Here is a 16,838-nt window from a genome sequence, read left to right as displayed (position 1 = left end):
GCATAAAAGAGAATCCCTGAGAATAGATTATAACAAACATCCCCGGAGGTCTCCCATGAGTTCCAAAACCAAGATCGTCGTCCTGCGAATGAAAGAGATCATCTACACCGCAATCTTTATCGGCTTCGGGATCCTTCTGATCCTGCTTCTGCTGGTTATGTTCCGCCCAGGAAAAGGCGATACGCCTGCCTCCGCAAACACGCAGTACATACCGGGTATCTACACCTCCTCCATCAGCCTGGGATCCCAGGAGGTCAATGTAGAGGTGACAGTAGACGCGGACCGGATCACTTCCATTACCATGACCCCTTTAAGTGATGCCGTGGAGACCATGTACCCCCTCATGCAGCCATCCTTAAGCAATCTCACCGATCAGATCTTAAGCAGCCAGTCTCTGGAAAACTTAAACTACCCGGAAGAAACCCGCTATACTTCCCAGGTACTTCTAAATGCTGTGAAAAAAGCACTGAAAAAAGCTGCGCCCACAGCCTGACCACTCATCTGGTCAGACTGCAGGCGCAGCTTTCTGATTTTTTCAAAGCCTTATGCTTCATTCTGATTCTTTTTTTCCTCTGTATCATATTCTATGTCAGTCTCTGGTTCTCCAGCCTTCTCCACATCCTGGACAGTTTCTGCATCTGCCTCCTCCGGCTCCGGAATTCCTTTGCAGCGGCGGAAGATCTTCATGAACTCTTTTCCGGTGATGGTCTCCTTCTCAATCAGGAAAGCCGCAATCTGATCCAGCACATCTCGGTTTTCTGAGAGCAGGCGCTTTGCCTCCTCATAAGAATCCTTTAAGATCCGCATAACCTCTTCATCTACCGCGGCAGCTGTTGCCTCACCGCAGTCCATTACTGTGCGGCCGGATAAGTACTGATCCTGGCGCGTTGCCAGTCCCATAAGCCCAAATTTATCAGACATGCCATACTGGGTTACCATGGCACGGGCGATGCTGGTTGCCTTCTCAATATCATTTGCGGCTCCGGTTGTCACAGACTGGAATACAATTTCTTCTGCCGCACGTCCGGCCAGAAATACAATAATCTGGGTTTCCAGTTCTTTCTTACTATTTAAGTACTTTTCCTCTTCCGGCACATTCAGTACATAGCCAAGGGCACCCATGGTTCTTGGCACAATGGTAATCTTCTGAACCGGCTCTGCGTCCTTTTGCAGGGCACTGACCAGGGCATGGCCCACCTCATGGTAAGAAACAATACTGCGCTCCTCTTTGCTGAGAACCCGGTCCTTCTTCTCTTTGCCCACCAGAACCACTTCCACTGCCTCAAACAGATCCTTCTGGCTCACGGCGTTCCGGCCGTTCTTAACAGCCAAAATGGCAGCCTCGTTGATCATATTCGCAAGGTCGGAGCCAACGGCACCAGCGGTTGCCAGCGCAATAGCCTGTAAATCTACCGTCTCATCCAGAGCAACATTCTTCGCGTGTACCTTCAAAATTTCCACGCGTCCCTTCAGATCCGGACGGTCTACAATGACACGGCGGTCAAAACGGCCCGGACGTAAAAGCGCCGGATCCAGTACCTCCGGGCGGTTGGTGGCCGCCAGAATCAGAAGGCCCTTGGAGGTATCCATACCATCCATCTCGGAAAGCAGCTGGTTTAAGGTCTGCTGCTGTTCGGATTCTCCGCCTCCGCTGACACCACTTCTGCTGCGGCCGATGGAGTCGATCTCATCGATAAAGATGATGCATGGAGAATTCTGCTGTGCCTGCTTGAACAGACTGCGGACACGGGACGCGCCCACACCCACATACATTTCCATAAAATCGGAACCGGACAGGAAGAAGAATGGTACCTCCGCTTCTCCGGCTACGGCCTTGGCAAGCAATGTCTTACCAGTTCCAGGAGGGCCAACAAGCAGGGCTCCCTTCGGAAGCTTTGCTCCGATGTGGGTATATTTTCCCGGATTGTGCAGGAAATCCACCAGTTCTACCAGGGACTCCTTTGCCTCATCCTCACCGGCTACATCCGCGAAAGTCACACCGGTCTCTTTCTGCATATACATCTTGGCGGTGCTTTTTCCCACACCACCCACGCGTTTCATCATGAAGTTCATCATGATCACGATCAGGATAAACGGCAGCACAAAGCTGACCAGAGACTCGATCATGGCCATGCTGTCCTGGCGCTCCCTGCGGATTTCCACACCGCCCGCAAGCAGGCGGTCTGCCAGTTTGTAGTCCCGTTCCACCGGGACCGTATAAGTTTTTAAGATCGGGTTAAACTTCTCAGAGTCTTCCTTATACTCAATGTCAATCTGGGAATTTTTGATGGTGACGGCTTTTACATCCCCATGTTCTACCTCAGATACGAATTCATCGTAGGTAATTTCCTTCTGGCTCTTGTCCGTCATATAGCCCCGCATGAATCCCGCGATGGCAAAGGTAATAAAGGCCGCGATCAGCACGATGAAAAGCTGGTTTTTTGGGAATTTGCCGTTATTTCCCTGATTTCCGTTCTCACCGCCCTGCGGCTGATTGTTATTCTGCTGGTTATCCATAAAAGGTCTTTTCTCCTGTTTTTTGCATTTATGAACCATTATAATGGTAGTTTTCCCATAAATCAAGAATAGTCCACTTAAAAAAATAAAGTTTTGAAAAAACATCTGGATTTTAGAATAGCTGCGCTGTATAATAATTCCGTTATTTTTTCGAGAGTTATTATGTTACACACCCCACATTATATAAGGAGGTTTTACCATGCCTGTTAAGTATGTCTTCGTTACCGGCGGCGTTGTTTCCGGCCTCGGTAAAGGTATCACCGCAGCATCCCTCGGTCGTCTGCTGAAAGCACGCGGTTACAAAGTAACCATGCAGAAATTCGACCCCTACATCAATATTGACCCGGGTACCATGAACCCTGTTCAACACGGCGAGGTATTTGTCACCGATGACGGCGCAGAGACCGATCTGGACCTTGGCCACTATGAGCGTTTCATCGATGAGAGCCTGACCAAGAATTCCAACGTCACCACCGGTAAGGTATACTGGAGCGTGCTCCAGAAAGAGCGCCGCGGCGACTTTGGCGGAGGCACAGTTCAGGTGATCCCCCACATCACCAACGAGATCAAGAGCCGCTTCCACCGCAACTACTCCACCACCGATACCGAGATTGCCATCATTGAGGTAGGCGGAACCGTCGGCGATATCGAGAGCCAGCCATTTTTAGAGGCTATCCGTCAGTTCCAGCATGAAGTAGGACATGAGAATGCCATTCTCATCCATGTCACCCTCATTCCTTATTTAAAAGCTTCCGGTGAATTGAAAACCAAGCCGACCCAGGCCAGCGTAAAAGACCTGCAGGCTATGGGAATCTGGCCGGATATCCTGGTATGCCGCAGCGAGCATCCGTTAGATGACGGCCTGCGCAGCAAGATTGCCCTCTTCTGCAACGTTCCGAAGACTCATGTACTCCAGAACCTGGATGTAGAGGTTCTCTACGAAGCACCCCTTGCCATGGAGGACGAGCACCTGGCTGAGGTTGCCTGCCAATGCTTAAACCTTCCTTGTCCGGAACCAGATCTGGCTGAGTGGCGTGCCATGATCGATGCCTGGAAACATCCTGAAAGAGAGGTCACCGTGGCTCTGGTCGGCAAATATATTCAGCTGCACGATGCCTACATCTCCGTGGTGGAATCCTTAAAACACGGCGGCGTGGCAAGCCGTGCCAGCGTCAATATCAAATGGATCGACTCTGAGACTGTAACTGCTGAGAATGTCGGTGAGCTTCTCGGTGATGTCAGCGGCATCCTGGTACCGGGCGGCTTTGGCTCTCGCGGTATTGAGGGTAAGATTCAGGCTATCAAATACGCGCGTGAGCATCAGGTTCCGTTCCTGGGCCTGTGTCTTGGCATGCAGCTTTCCATCGTGGAATTTGCCCGCGATGTAGTTGGATACTCTGACGCTCACAGTGCCGAGCTGGATCCGTCCACCGCGCATCCGGTTATCCATTTAATGCCGGATCAGGATGGCATTGAGGACATCGGCGGAACCTTACGGCTTGGTTCCTATCCGTGTGTTCTGAACAAAGAATCCAAGGCTTACGCGCTCTATGGTGAAGAAACCATCCATGAACGCCACCGCCACCGTTATGAGGTCAACAACGATTACCGCACCGTACTGCAGGAACATGGCATGATGCTCTCCGGCATTTCCCCGGACGGCCGTATCGTCGAAATGATTGAGCTCCCGGATCACCCATGGTTCGTGGCTACCCAGGCTCACCCGGAGTTAAAATCCAGACCGAACCGTCCGCATCCGCTGTTCAAGGGCTTTATTGAAGCATCCCTGAAGTATCAGGAAAAACATAACTAACAGCTTAAGCACCTCAGGAAGTTTTTAACATCCTGTGGTGCTTTTTTCATACCGATGCAGTTTCCGCCGGTATCTTACATTTTTCTGAATAATAATCAAAAACACTTGAATCCCCGTTTTTACAAGGTTATACTGAATGAAGAAAAATAGTATGCTCATTACGAACCAAAGAAAGGATGTTTTACTATGAGAATAAAACGCTACGCTGTTGCAGCTGTGACTGCAGCTGTATTAGGAACTGTTACCCTGGCTACCGGAATTTCTTCCCTGGCAGCTACCGGCTGGGTGCAGAACGGAAATAACTATATGTACTACGATAACGACGGTTCTTTATACAAGGGCTGGATCCAGACGGATGACGGCTACTACTACATGGATCTTTCCACTGGCATCATGTGCACCGGCATCAAAAAGATCAACAACGCATTATACTTTTTTGATACCGACGGACTTATGCTGACCGGACTGATCCACGATGTATCAACCGACAAATACTACTACGCACAGTCTGACGGTACTCTGGTTATCGGCTGGCTGAACCTGGACGGCAGCTACTACCACATGGAGAACGACGGCTCCCTTGGCACCGGCTGGAAGACCATTGATGGTTCCAAATATTATTTTGATCCGACTTCCGGCATTTGTGCCCTGAACGTAGCTATGCCGGTTGATGGCAACTGGTACCTTTTCGGTGAGGACGGCAAGATGCAGACCGGTTTCCACAACGTCAACGGCGCAACTTACTACTTTGATCCGTCCAACGGTGTTATGGTAGCAGGCACCACCAAGACCATCAGCGGTGTAAGCTATACCTTCAACGCAGATGGAACCTGCACCACCACCCTTTCCGGCATTCCGTCCCACACTACCGGTTCTGAGAGCAGCAGCCAGCAGAACCAGCAGTCTTCCCAGGCAAGCGCTGCAGATGATGAAAACGGCAGACAGAATGTCGTTGTAGCCGGTTCTTCCAGAAGCTGACATTTATACTAACCCACATACATAAAAATACCAGATCCCGAGTTTTTTCCGGAATCTGGTATTTTTGTTTTCTGTTTCCTTGTCAGTCACTGTATGAATCCACCATTCCTGCGCATACTGCTGACAAAGGAGATGAATTTCATGAAAAACAACATGCTGCAAAATCTTGAAATCGTACGAAAAAAGGAGCTGCCTCCGGTCAGACCGGCAGACAGCCCCGTAAAAATTCCCGTGCAGGACCCGTATGGAACCGATGATCCAGATACGCTGGATGTCCGGGCCGCATCCGTTACCGACTGTACGGGTCTGATTCCCTCCGGCACCGATTCCGACGAAGTTCTGGAATCTTATGCTGAGATTTATCATTATCCTGCAGATATCTTTCACGGATCATGATAAACCATACGGACTAATAATTTCCTTTTTTCAAAAGTTTCCGCAAATAAGAAAACGTTGTCTTTTCTCCGCGCTGCTTCAACATGATGAGGATCTTTTCCAGTTCTGCCCTTGTCTCAGTATGCATGGCACTGTTCAGATAAGGGCGTTCACGCTGATAATACTCCCACGCTGACGCATCGGTGTAATCTTTTCCCCGATACACCTTACAGGCCGCAATGCGGTCCATAACCATCTCCACCAGGTAATTGACCGGCATCTTTGCTCCGGCAATGCCCTGACTGGTTCTGGAAAAATCAATCCAGTATTCGAAATGATGCTTGTTCCGGCCCTTGTGGTGGAGCCATGCGGAAGAATATCCTTTTTCTTCCCGCTCTGCCGCATTTGGGCTGCGGTCCCCCTGATAATAATGGACTCCTGTCATAAATTCTGCCGGACTGTACTTGGAAAGATCATGCAGCAGTCCCTGTTTAAACAGCCCTACTCTGAAACAATTCTGCATAACCAGAAGCTTATGCTGTGTAATCGTAAGAAAATGGTGCCATGCCTTATGCTCCATCCTTCCAAACCTCCTGATATCTCGTATAAACGTTTCCTCTGTTTATCGTACCGCTTTCTCCAGCAGCCCTTTCAGTTCTTCCACTGTCACCGGATAATGCTTATTACAGAAATGGCAGTTCATCTCGATGGTCTTACCTTCATTGATCATCTCCTGCAGTTCTTTCTTTCCGATGCTGATCAGAGCCTTCTCGATGCGCTCTCTGGAGCAGTTACAGGCGAACTGAGTCGGGATCTTATCAAGAATTTCCAGATCGAAATCACCCAGAATGTGCTCTAAGATCATCTCCGGAGTATTGCCCGCATCCAGCAGGGATGTGATGGATGTAATCTCTTTTAGGCGGTTCTCCAAAGTGGAAATAACCTCCTCAGAAGCGCCCGGAAGCAGCTGTAAAATAAATCCGCCTGCCTGGCGTACGGTATTGTCCTTATTCATCAGCACGCCCAGGGCCACGCTAGAAGGAGTCTGCTCAGAGGTTGCAAAATAGTAGGTTAAATCCTCCGCGATTTCACTGGTCACGAGAATCGTCTGGCCTACATACGGCTCCTTTAAACCAATATCCTTGATGACACTTAACACGCCAATACCAAGGGCACCACCGACATCCAGTTTTCCTTTCTCATTCGGAGGAAGCATAACCTCCGGATTGTAGGCATAGCCCTTGACATCACCTTTAGAATCAGCGGTTACGGTTAAACCTCCGATCGGGCCGTCACCTTCGATCTTGATGGTGAGGATGTCATCTGCGCCCTTCATCATGACGCCCATCATAGTGCCTGCCGTCAGAAGACGTCCCAGGGCTGCCGTTGCCACCGGACTGGTGTTGTGCGCCTGACGCGCAAACTCAGTCAACTCTCTTGTTATCGCGGCAAATGCACGAATCTGTCCCTCTGCCGCAGTTGCTCTGATAATATAGTCTGACATACTGTCGTTCCTCCTTTTGTTTTACTTGCCGCACTCCCGCACAATAAAATAAACCCGGTCGCTGGTTTCCTTCACCGGCTCTCTGGTGAACGCATCGTAAACCGCCACCAGTTCCATGCCGGCCTCTTTAACAGCCTCCAGCACTTCACGGATTTCAAATGCCTTCTGGTAATGGGTCTCTTCATATTTAGAATAGCGGCCGTCCTCTTCCCGGATGAACAGGGTGAGATCGTATTCGTTTACCATTTCATTTTCATCAAAATAATTCTCCCAGATGAAGCTGCTCTCTTCCCGGTTCTCCGCAATGGTCTGCTCCCCCAGCTGTTCCCGGTACTTATACACGGTGTTCATGTCAAAAACAAAAACACCCTTTGGATCCAGATAGTTGTTTGCCAGCTTTAAGACCTGCACCAGATCCTCATAGTCTTCCAGATAATTCATGGAATCGCAGATGCTGACAATAGCACGGACCGTGCCATACAGTTCAAATTCGCGCATGTCCTGCTGTAAATAAAGGATCTGCTTTGGATCTTCCATTTCATGCTCCAGAGCTACCTCCAGCATTTCTTCAGAAAGATCCACACCGATCATGTCATAGCCTTCCCCGGCCAGCAGCCGTGTGAGTTTTCCGGTACCGCAGCCAAGATCCAGTACCAGACCGTCCTCCACACCATACTCTTTCAAAAGACTTGTCACATAATCACACCAGGCCCTGTAGGGGATGTTATCCATGAACAGATCGTACACGGACGCAAAACCTGTATATGCCTCCACGTTTGAAACCTCCTTCCGAACTTTCCTGTGTAAGAAACAAAAGCAGGAACGTCCCAAAGACACTCCTGCTTACCGTTCATTTCCTTATGCGTTCTTACCACAGCACTTTTTGTACTTCTTGCCGCTTCCGCACGGACACGGATCGTTCGGGAAAATTTTCTTCTCCTTGCGGATGGTTCCGGAAGCCTTCTGCTGCTTGTACAGCTCTTTTCTCTTCTCCTCATTTAAGATGGAATCCCACTGTGGGAGGGTGTACAGCCACTCTGCCTTTGCCTCTACCATATTGTAGTAAAGCTTCTGCGGGTCAATCTCGATCTTCACCTGAGTGTTCTCATCCATGGTCTCGATCGGGTTCTCGTAGCCCTTTAAGCTCTCATTGATGCCATCCAGGAAACCGGTCATGATCAGGACCTCTGTCTGGTACTTGTCTGCCAGCTCTTTTACAGTGCCGGAAACAACCTCTGCCGGGTTGGTTAAGATCTGCTCGTAGATTCCTTTCTCGATGGTGAAATAGCCAGTCCACAGCTGTTCTCTCTGTTTATCATCCAGACCGTTGCCATAGGCAAGGTTTCTCCAGTTTTCTAATAAGGTTGCCATATTGTATATCCTTCCTTTTTCTATAATCCTGTGCGCACATTAAGTCTTTCACGTGCATATTCCTGATAAGTATATAACATTTCTCTGCTTTTTGCAAATCTTTTATGCCATAAATCAGGCTTTCCGGTACAAATATTTCGGAATTCCGTCCTCCATGGGGCGTTTCGGCTCTCCTTTGATCAGCGGGCGTGCGTAATCGAGGAAGTCCTGACCTACATCACTGCCATGTCTGGTAATCCACTCCAGAGGTACTTTTTTCTCCTGGTTGCAGACTTCATTTACATCCACCAGGCGGCATTCCATGTGATACGGTTCTGCCTGTACGCGTTCAAAGGCCACCATCTTTCCAGTCCCCCCCGCAAGGGCAGCATTTACACCTTCGTTTCCGGCCATCGCCGCCTCCAGAATATCCGTCTCCGATGCCAGCATTCCGCTGCAGCGCTGGTTTACATTCAGTTCCACGGAACGCACCTTCACACCAAAGCGGTGACGGATAAAGTTCTCCAGCACCTTGCCGCAGCCGGTAAGCATCTTATGGCCAAAGTTATCCACCATGGCCTCATCACCATACTCGCAGATGAAAGTCCCGGAAGCGTCAGAAATTCCCTCTGACACACAGACCACCACGCTGTTTCGCTTCTCCAGAGCCGCCTTTAAATCTTTTGCGAACTGCTCCAGTTCAAAATCTGCCTCCGGCAGATAGATGAGTACCGGATTATCCCCCTCAAACTTGCGGGCCAGGGCGCTGGCTGCCGTAAGCCATCCGGCATGGCGTCCCATGAGTTCCACAATGGTAACCGCCTTTTGCTGGTACACAGACGCATCCAGCGCAATCTCCCGTACGGAAGCTGCCACATACTTCGCCGCACTGCCGTAGCCCGGCGTGTGATCGGTCTGAATCAGGTCATTATCAATGGTCTTCGGAATACCGATAAACCGAATGTCGCTTCCGTGATGGGCCGCATAGCGGGAAAGCTTGCTGACCGTATCCATGGAATCATTGCCGCCGATGTACAGGAAATAGCCAATCTCCATCCGGCGGAATTTTTCAAAGATCGTCTCATAGAAAGCATCCGTCAGACTCTCCGGAAGCTTGTAACGGCAGGACCCCAGGTATGCCGCCGGGGTCAGCTTTAAAAGTTCCAGTTCTTCTTCGGAAAGGCTCTCGCCCAGATCGATCGTATGATCCTGCAGCATGCCTTCGATGCCGTTCACCATGCCGTATACATGGTCAATCTCAGATGACGCGAGTGCCGCCTTCACGACACCGTAAAGACTTGCATTGATCACAGCGGTAGGTCCGCCAGACTGTCCAACTAATAGATTTTTCATATCTGTCCTCATTTCTGTCTCAATCTGTAACTGGTTGCTGGTATTTCGTTTCATATGTTTCCCTATTATACGGACATTTGAAGATGATTGCAACCTTATTTCTTTTCGTCAAAAAAATAATTCGCTGACAGAAGTTCCTGAAAATGACAGGATTATCGCCACGAACGAGGGAATGATCATGGAAAATGTGTATGTTTTGGCAATTACAAGTAATATGCTACTCACAGATTCTTGTACACTCCACAGTCGTTAATTCCCGAAATAGCCTTCGGTACAGACTTACGATTCCTCTTCCATCAATTTTCCCCATCCCCCACACCCCCTTATTTTAAGCCAAAAAATAAGCCCCAGCGCGTTCTCGCGCCGGAGCTTACTAAAAAGGGGAGGATAAGTATTTCTCTTTTCTTTGGTACTACTCTTATTATGTCCTCCAGTCCTGCTCTTATACATTGCCGAAAAAATTTTATTCTTTTTCTTCGATCGTTACACCATCGTAAAAGTATTTCAAAATTCCTTCGTATCCCATACCGGCCTTTGCCATGGCCTGGGCGCCATTCTGGCTCATGCCGACACCGTGACCATAGCCGCCGCCGTAAACGCGAAACTGAGCCACACCGTTTTCATCGGTTCCTGTCTCTTCTATGGTAAGGAACCCGCTTGGCAGCAAAGACCAGCCCTCAGAGGTTTTTCCATCCATGCGGTTCAGCGTCAGGGAGGAATCCCCCAGAGCACTGCGAATGGCATTCTGCCCGGATATGATGGTTTCGCCATCGCTTCCCTTTACCAGAAGCTTCATGGCAACGCCACCAGGCCCACGTTCTGTTACGGACACTCCAGTTACTGTTCCCACACCGCTCACATGGGAGGCGATAATGGTTCCATTGGTTTTAAAATTCCACCGGTATAACGGATAGGAGGCATCATATGCCGGAAAATCCTTATTTTTAATAAAGGAAGCAAATTCTTCCTCATCCGCAAAGCTCAGACGGCTTCTGGCCGTCTGCAGGCTTAAGCAGCGCAGATAGGGCGTATCTTCCGGGTCACTGTCCCAGATTGCCGCATTCGTCGTGGTTCCGCAGGAAGTGGAAAAGTAGTAAGCCGTGATCGGATTTCCGTCATAATACAGCATTTTTCCATAGGTTTCCTGTACTGCCTGTGCCGTTTTCTCATCCGGTTCTACGTTGTTGTATACCTGAAACTGGGTGCTGTCATCAATCTGGGCACCGTAAGCACTGTAAGTGTTGCTCTTTCTCTGCATAAACGCGTAGGTTCTGGCACAGACTGCCTGCGCCTTCAAAGCCTCTTTTTCATAGCTGGATGGCATCTCGCTGGGAATGACCTTCTTTAAGTAATCCTCCAGTTCCAGTTCATTCACCAGTACCAGGCCATCATCCGTATCCAGGATTTCCAGACGGCCGGCATAAGACGGCTGTCCCTGGGCACGGTTTAAACTGGTCACGGTAAGCTCACTTCCGTCCTGTGGTTCCAGGATCAGACGCTGTGCGCTGCAGGTTCCGTCTCCACTGGTCACAGAAACCACAGACCCTGGATCTAGCATGGTTTCCGAATCTCCCTGTACTTTCCTGACACTGCCCGGGCAGGTGATCTCAATACGCTCATGATACCGGCTCTGAAAGCCATCTCCCAGGATCAGAACACGAATCTGATCAGCCGCATCCTCCCGTTCTTTGATCACCGCACAGATTTTCCCCTTTGCTACCACGAATTCCTGGCTGTCACTTCCCACCAGAATATCCGAAAGCTGCTGCCGTTTAATATCACCGTAGGTTTTTAATACCTTGTATTCCTCATCTAACGGCACGCTTCCGTAACCTTCCAGTTCAATCGCCGTATCCTGTACAGAAAGGACCTTTCCGCTGATCCGTTCTTTCTTCACAGACACCTTTGCGATTTTTCCGTGTTCCATAGTCAGATCTGCCAGGTTACCAATCAGCTCTTCTGTTTTTTTATAGCTCTTGCGAAACGGGATTTTTCGCTGAATATCTCCGATATATACCATAAGGCCCTGATTGTCTCCATCCAGAATCCATACATTCCGGTACAGCGTATTCTGCCCTTCATCCTTTTGTACATGGATCAGTTCTGTATCCCGCACCCAGACAGTCAGCTCATGGTCCACATAGGAGTCCAGAGACAGGCCATAAAAGGTAAGCGTTCCAAGACTGGTATACGCCGTCCAGGCCGGACAGCCCTGAATGTTTTCCGGAGTTCCGTATATGCGGATGCTTTCTGTATGTACCGTTTTCTCCGGATCCAGCTCTTTTAGCAGGGAGTCGTAAAGAAGCCACCAGTCTTCCTCCGGATATGCCTTTGTTCCATTGCGACGATTTTCGGACACAAGCCGTTTCAGACTGCCAGACGCCTGCTCTGCGATCCGGGCCGCCTCGCGGTATGTCAGGAGGCCCTCTGCACGTTCCCGGTCCGCCGGAGTCTCCGCTTCATCCAGATACCCGTTTTCATACAGGTAATCCAGATAGGGAACATACCACTCTCCTACCTCATCTGCTGCAAAATGCGACGCTCCATATTCTTTTTCCCAGTTTTTTAGTTCTTCCGGTGACAAAAGAGCAAGGGCGACTGACTTTGCAGCCGCCGCCCTGGTAATTCCTGATTTTTCTGGTTCACAGATTAAGATCACCAGGATTAATGTCAGGACGATCACCGGAATTCCAAGAATCCACCGGATCATATTCCATTTTTTCATAAAATCCTCTATTTTTTAATATAAGTCTGTTCTGTTTCGTCAATATAATTCAGCCTGTCGTATTCGTTAAGATTGCCCGACAATGCCTTTTTTCCAAGCCGCCAGGTGGTGAACTCCGTCACCAGACGGTACATGACCGCAAAAGTCGGAACACCAATGATCATGCCCACAAATCCCATCAGGCCGCCAAACAGCAGGATAGAAAACAATACCCAGAAGCTGGAAAGCCCGGTGGAATCTCCAAGGATCTTCGGTCCGAGGATATTGCCGTCAAACTGCTGCAGCAAAAGAACGAAGATCAGGAAATACAGACATTTCATCGGATCAGATAACAGGATCAGGAATGCGCTTGGAATGGCACCGATAAACGGTCCGAAAAATGGAATCACATTGGTCACACCGACAATCACGCTGACCAAAAGGACATATGGCATATTGGCAAAGCCAAGAAGCACAAAGCAGATCAGGCCGATGATCAGGGAATCCAGCAGCTTGCCAATGATGAATCCGCCAAATACCTGATGCACATACCGTCCTTCCTCTATCACTTTATTCGCGATTTTTAACGGAAATACCCCATAGATGATCATTTTGGCCTGAGCAAGCAGCTTTTCTTTCATATTCAGCAGATAAACCATGACAATGAGGCCAATGAGGATATCAAACACCGCCCGCACCACCAGTACCACGCCGCTCGACACACTGCCGATGATCCGGTAAATATTCGGCACTACCACATTCGTCAGCCAGTTCTGCAGATAATCTGCCGCCGCGCCGTAATGCTGCATCACCTGCTGCTCCAGGTCCGGATTGTCTGCCAGAATCTTTTCCAGCCAGATTTCCAGATTGTTAATACTGGATGGCAGGGTCTCCATGACACCACGGATGCTGCTGATGAGCTGCGGAATCAGCATGGAAATAAGGCCAACCACCACGGCAACCAGCAAGCACATGCTTGCCAGTGTGCCAAGAAAGCCTCCCAGCCTCTTCCGGCCCTTCTCATCCGGAATGATGTCCTTCGTCAGCTTCATAACCGCAGCCTGTACCCGGTTGTAAACCGGATTCAGCAAATAGGCAAACACTGCTCCGTAGATAACCGGCGCAAGGATGTGCGCGATTTTTGCGCCCAGTGCCGCAACCAGTGACCAGCGTATAACCACAAACACCGCCGCAACCAGAAGCAGCAGAACCGCCAGTGCGGTCACCCCCCAGTATATGTATGTGCGGTACTTATCATTCTTCATATTTGTGTTTCCTTTCATGGAATCAGTATTGCCTGAAAAAACAGACGCTAATCATATTTTCCTTTTATCTGCCACAAAACGGCAACACCGCATTGGTATTTATAGTTTAACACACAACGGCATAAAGATAAAGTTAAGATAAAATAAACTGTACCGAATGATACAGAAACAAGCATAATAATAATAAAAGCAGCGGGTTCTCCGCTGCTCTTTTCTCTTTTGTAATCCCGAATGTGCCGTTCTTACTTATTGACGCCTAGCAAAGCTAGGTGGGCAACCGCACGCTGGTTTCTGCCTTCCACTCAATGGAGGCCTGACATCTGCCGGCAGATATAGGAATCCCTTAGTCAGTAATGTAGGTTCAAAATGGGTAAGGTTGTCGAACACTTCAGGAATTACTTACTGTCTCGTTTGTTCTGAACTGATTATACAACATGTAGTGTCCTTTTTCAAGTTCCTTTTCAAAACATCCTTGAGTTTCCAGTTCATCTGTGTTTTCTTGCTTTTTCGCGCAGGTTCTTGTATACTGAAAACCACATTCATATATCATTTCCAAGATTGGAGCACCATCATGTCAGACCAGACTTTATCCTATTTTCAGAAACAGATTCACCATTGCCAGCTCTGTCCCCGTATGTGCGGCATTGACCGCGGCATCCAGAGCGGTTTCTGCCAGGCTCCGTCCGGTGCGGTAGCTGCCAGAGCCGCACTGCACTACTGGGAAGAACCCTGCATCAGCGGCACCCGGGGAAGCGGCACTGTATTTTTCAGCGGATGTACTCTGCGCTGCTGCTTCTGCCAGAATCACAAGATCAGCCGCGACCTATACGGCAAAGCACTGACTGCACGCGAGCTGGCCGATGTCTTTTTGCGCCTTCAGGATCAGGGTGCCAACAATATAAGTCTGGTAACCGCCACCCATTTTCTGCCCTGGATCATCCCGGCACTGGATCTTGTCAAAGACCGGCTGAGCATTCCTGTTGTCTACAACTGCGGCGGTTATGAACGGACAGAAACGATCGAGGCGCTGAAGGATTATGTGGATATCTGGCTTCCGGATCTTAAATACGAAAGCTCTGAACTGTCTGCGCGCTACTCACAGGCACCTTTCTATTTCCAGGCTGCTGCGAAGGCAATTGCGCAGATGATACGCCAGACCGGGAAACCGCACCTCAAAGAGGTACCAGGAGAAGTAGCTCCGGTCATGGACCGCGGAGTCATCATCCGGCATCTGGTGCTTCCCGGCAACAAAGAGGACTCCATCCGGCTGATGCACTGGATGGCAGAGCAGCTGCCAAAGGACAGCTTTTACATCAGCCTTATGAGCCAGTATACCCCCTATGAACAGAATCCGCAGTTTCCGGAACTGAACCGCCGCATCACCAGCTACGAATACCAGAAGGTTGTGGATGCCGCCCTGGATCTCGGACTCACACAGGGATTTATGCAGAAAAAAAGCAGCGCCAAAGAAGAATATACACCGGCCTTTGATCTGGAAGGTCTGTAATATCCTGCGCAGCTGCGCTGCTAGACACGCTGTTTCACACATAATTTAAGCGGATACCAAAGGTCTACATCTTTGATATCCGCTTTTAATTCACTTCGTCCACTGGACTGTACCTCACTTTTCAATTTATAGGTTTTCTTATTCAGTTTTTGTTTTCTTTGACCCTCTGACTGTTTCTTATCTGATGTTTGTTTCTTATTTTCTTCCTGTCCGATTCTGAAATCTATCACCCTAACTGCACTTTCTCGTCATACAGCTAAAACAATTCTTTTCAGTTTTTAACAGGTTTCTCAAATGAAGTTTGTCAGGTTTCGTTCTGGTCTGTCAGAAAACTTTTTAAATACTGTTAAGCTATTTCGGTGGTCCGTACCTCCTTTTCTTAGATTTTTTGAAATCCGTTTCGTTCCCGGATTTCTGATCTGGAGTTTTCTGCTCCTTTTTGTTTCTCTTTCTTTGTTGTCTTTATAATATCAGATTAATCCGGATATGTCAATACAATTTTTCAATCTTTTTTACATTATCTTTAAGTTATCAACCATCATTCAAAGTGATGGCTGATAACTCAGCAAATATAGATCATTTATGAAAAATGTCATTCTATATTTTTTTCATTACCTCATATTTCATCATCGGATTTTTCTTTCGCATCAGCGATAACGCTGTCCAAAAACCATCAGTACACCGCCGGCTCCTGCACCAGCAGCGTGGGATAACCTGCAGCCCGCAAGGTCTTTTCCATCCAGGCCGCATTATCCAGATTTAAGTAGGCACCTACCCGTACCTTATAAAGGCCATCCTGGTAAACAAGAAATGCCGGATAGCCGGCGGCCTGCAGCTGGCTGAGCAGTCCCTGGGCCAGATCTTTCTCTGCATATGCACCTACCTGGATCTGATAATACTCCTGCTGCCCTTCCGGACTTTGCAGCGTCATCAGGATCCCTCCCGCAATGGCTTGTGCTGTGTGTTCAAAGCACTCATCAAACCGCTGATTATCTGCCTCATTGTCCAGAAATCCCACCTCCACCAGAACTGCCGGCATCTCCGTTTCACGAAGAACAATCAGCCCCGGACGCTCTATGCTGCCAAGATCAGTCCAGCCGGCCTGCCCAAGCTCTGTATTGATATTGGCAGCCAGACGCTCTGCTTCCCCGCCTTTTGAAAAAATCAGGCTTTCTGTTCCAGAAGCGGTTCCGGGAACTGGCATGGCATTTCTGTGAAATGATACAAAGTAATCCGCGTCCCAGTTATTTGCCATCTGGGCCTTCTGGAGCGGACTCTGATACACATCCTGCACTCTGGTATACCCCACATCAACTCCATGATCATTCAGGATCTGTCCTACGGCCAATGCCATCCGCAAATTATCATTCTTCTCCTGGCGCCCCTGATAAACAGCGCCCGGATCTGTGGTTCCACCATGACCGGCATCTAAAATCACTTTCTTTGTCTCCGCCAAAACAAAAACTTCCCTT

14 protein-coding genes and 1 other RNA gene are annotated in these 16,838 nt (G+C 49.0%); 5 read left to right on the top strand and 10 right to left on the bottom strand.

What is annotated here, in order from left to right; all coding sequences use genetic code 11:
* Window positions 1–55: 55 nt before the first annotated feature.
* Entirely contained in the window at window positions 56–493 is a 438-nt protein-coding gene (locus tag DWY84_RS01000; RefSeq protein WP_118530036.1) for a hypothetical protein, read from the top strand.
* A gap of 50 nt (window positions 494–543) precedes the next feature.
* Here the strand turns inward: DWY84_RS01000 and ftsH are convergent, their stop codons facing one another.
* Window positions 544–2,517 (bottom strand): ATP-dependent zinc metalloprotease FtsH, encoded by a 1,974-nt coding sequence (gene ftsH, locus DWY84_RS00995; RefSeq protein ID WP_118530034.1) that lies wholly within the window; start codon window positions 2,515–2,517, stop codon window positions 544–546.
* A gap of 199 nt (window positions 2,518–2,716) precedes the next feature.
* On the opposite strand from ftsH, the gene DWY84_RS00990 reads away from it, so the two are divergent.
* The 3 genes from DWY84_RS00990 to DWY84_RS00980 all read left to right on the top strand — a co-directional run bounded on the left by DWY84_RS00990 (window position 2,717) and on the right by DWY84_RS00980 (window position 5,704).
* Window positions 2,717–4,330 (top strand): CTP synthase, encoded by a 1,614-nt coding sequence (locus tag DWY84_RS00990; protein WP_118530032.1) that lies wholly within the window; start codon window positions 2,717–2,719, stop codon window positions 4,328–4,330.
* Between the two features lie 186 nt (window positions 4,331–4,516).
* The gene (locus DWY84_RS00985) at window positions 4,517–5,308 is read left to right on the top strand and encodes an N-acetylmuramoyl-L-alanine amidase family protein (protein WP_118530030.1); all 792 of its coding nucleotides are present in this window, start codon (window positions 4,517–4,519) and stop codon (window positions 5,306–5,308) included.
* A gap of 141 nt (window positions 5,309–5,449) precedes the next feature.
* The gene (locus DWY84_RS00980; protein ID WP_118530028.1) at window positions 5,450–5,704 is read left to right on the top strand and encodes a hypothetical protein; all 255 of its coding nucleotides are present in this window, start codon (window positions 5,450–5,452) and stop codon (window positions 5,702–5,704) included.
* Window positions 5,705–5,717: 13 nt separating this feature from the next.
* On the opposite strand, the gene DWY84_RS00975 is transcribed toward DWY84_RS00980, so the two are convergent.
* The 8 genes from DWY84_RS00975 to ssrS form a co-directional block, all read right to left on the bottom strand.
* On the bottom strand, window positions 5,718–6,263 hold the full coding sequence (locus tag DWY84_RS00975; protein WP_118530026.1) for a DUF5662 family protein: 546 nt from the start codon (window positions 6,261–6,263) through the stop codon (window positions 5,718–5,720).
* A 42-nt stretch (window positions 6,264–6,305) separates the two neighbouring features.
* Complete coding sequence (gene hslO / locus DWY84_RS00970; protein WP_118530024.1) at window positions 6,306–7,187, bottom strand: Hsp33 family molecular chaperone HslO; 882 nt, start codon at window positions 7,185–7,187, stop codon at window positions 6,306–6,308.
* A 21-nt stretch (window positions 7,188–7,208) separates the two neighbouring features.
* Window positions 7,209–7,961 carry a class I SAM-dependent methyltransferase gene (locus DWY84_RS00965; protein WP_182434890.1) on the bottom strand — a complete coding sequence of 251 codons (753 nt, stop codon included), beginning with the start codon at window positions 7,959–7,961 and terminating at the stop codon, window positions 7,209–7,211.
* 84 nt (window positions 7,962–8,045) lie between these two features.
* Window positions 8,046–8,558, bottom strand: coding sequence for an SEC-C metal-binding domain-containing protein (locus tag DWY84_RS00960; protein ID WP_118530022.1), 513 nt, complete (start codon window positions 8,556–8,558; stop codon window positions 8,046–8,048).
* A gap of 114 nt (window positions 8,559–8,672) precedes the next feature.
* On the bottom strand, window positions 8,673–9,890 hold the full coding sequence (locus DWY84_RS00955) for a 6-phosphofructokinase (protein ID WP_118530273.1): 1,218 nt from the start codon (window positions 9,888–9,890) through the stop codon (window positions 8,673–8,675).
* Window positions 9,891–10,353: 463 nt separating this feature from the next.
* On the bottom strand, window positions 10,354–12,615 hold the full coding sequence (locus DWY84_RS00950; protein WP_118530020.1) for a SpoIID/LytB domain-containing protein: 2,262 nt from the start codon (window positions 12,613–12,615) through the stop codon (window positions 10,354–10,356).
* An 8-nt stretch (window positions 12,616–12,623) separates the two neighbouring features.
* Window positions 12,624–13,859: an AI-2E family transporter gene (locus DWY84_RS00945; RefSeq protein ID WP_118530018.1), complete on the bottom strand. Its 1,236-nt coding sequence runs from the start codon at window positions 13,857–13,859 to the stop codon at window positions 12,624–12,626.
* Between the two features lie 220 nt (window positions 13,860–14,079).
* Window positions 14,080–14,257, bottom strand: a non-coding RNA gene (gene ssrS / locus DWY84_RS00940) — 6S RNA.
* A 173-nt stretch (window positions 14,258–14,430) separates the two neighbouring features.
* On the opposite strand from ssrS, the gene DWY84_RS00935 reads away from it, so the two are divergent.
* Window positions 14,431–15,366: a radical SAM protein gene (locus DWY84_RS00935; RefSeq protein ID WP_118530016.1), complete on the top strand. Its 936-nt coding sequence runs from the start codon at window positions 14,431–14,433 to the stop codon at window positions 15,364–15,366.
* 673 nt (window positions 15,367–16,039) lie between these two features.
* Here DWY84_RS00935 and DWY84_RS00925 read toward each other — a convergent pair.
* A complete protein-coding gene (locus DWY84_RS00925) occupies window positions 16,040–16,822 on the bottom strand; it encodes an N-acetylmuramoyl-L-alanine amidase (protein ID WP_118530012.1) in 783 nt (260 codons plus the stop codon).
* Window positions 16,823–16,838: the final 16 nt, after the last annotated feature.

Origin of the sequence: Clostridium sp. AF27-2AA, assembly GCF_003478505.1 — a bacterium.
Classification (GTDB): Bacteria; Bacillota; Clostridia; order Lachnospirales; family Lachnospiraceae; genus Brotaphodocola.
Note: the sequence above shows the minus strand (reverse complement) of the source record. Positions and strands in the feature narration are given on the sequence as shown.

Excerpts from the sequence above, each read along its gene's own strand:
- DWY84_RS01000 (WP_118530036.1), top strand. The coding sequence starts at position 56 with ATGAGTTCCAAAACCAAGATCGTCGTCCTGCGAATGAAAGAGATCATC.
- ftsH (WP_118530034.1), bottom strand. The coding sequence starts at position 2,517 with ATGGATAACCAGCAGAATAACAATCAGCCGCAGGGCGGTGAGAACGGA.
- DWY84_RS00990 (WP_118530032.1), top strand. The coding sequence starts at position 2,717 with ATGCCTGTTAAGTATGTCTTCGTTACCGGCGGCGTTGTTTCCGGCCTC.
- DWY84_RS00985 (WP_118530030.1), top strand. The coding sequence starts at position 4,517 with ATGAGAATAAAACGCTACGCTGTTGCAGCTGTGACTGCAGCTGTATTA.
- DWY84_RS00980 (WP_118530028.1), top strand. The coding sequence starts at position 5,450 with ATGAAAAACAACATGCTGCAAAATCTTGAAATCGTACGAAAAAAGGAG.
- DWY84_RS00975 (WP_118530026.1), bottom strand. The coding sequence starts at position 6,263 with ATGGAGCATAAGGCATGGCACCATTTTCTTACGATTACACAGCATAAG.
- hslO (WP_118530024.1), bottom strand. The coding sequence starts at position 7,187 with ATGTCAGACTATATTATCAGAGCAACTGCGGCAGAGGGACAGATTCGT.
- DWY84_RS00960 (WP_118530022.1), bottom strand. The coding sequence starts at position 8,558 with ATGGCAACCTTATTAGAAAACTGGAGAAACCTTGCCTATGGCAACGGT.
- DWY84_RS00955 (WP_118530273.1), bottom strand. The coding sequence starts at position 9,890 with ATGAAAAATCTATTAGTTGGACAGTCTGGCGGACCTACCGCTGTGATC.
- DWY84_RS00950 (WP_118530020.1), bottom strand. The coding sequence starts at position 12,615 with ATGAAAAAATGGAATATGATCCGGTGGATTCTTGGAATTCCGGTGATC.
- DWY84_RS00945 (WP_118530018.1), bottom strand. The coding sequence starts at position 13,859 with ATGAAGAATGATAAGTACCGCACATACATATACTGGGGGGTGACCGCA.
- DWY84_RS00935 (WP_118530016.1), top strand. The coding sequence starts at position 14,431 with ATGTCAGACCAGACTTTATCCTATTTTCAGAAACAGATTCACCATTGC.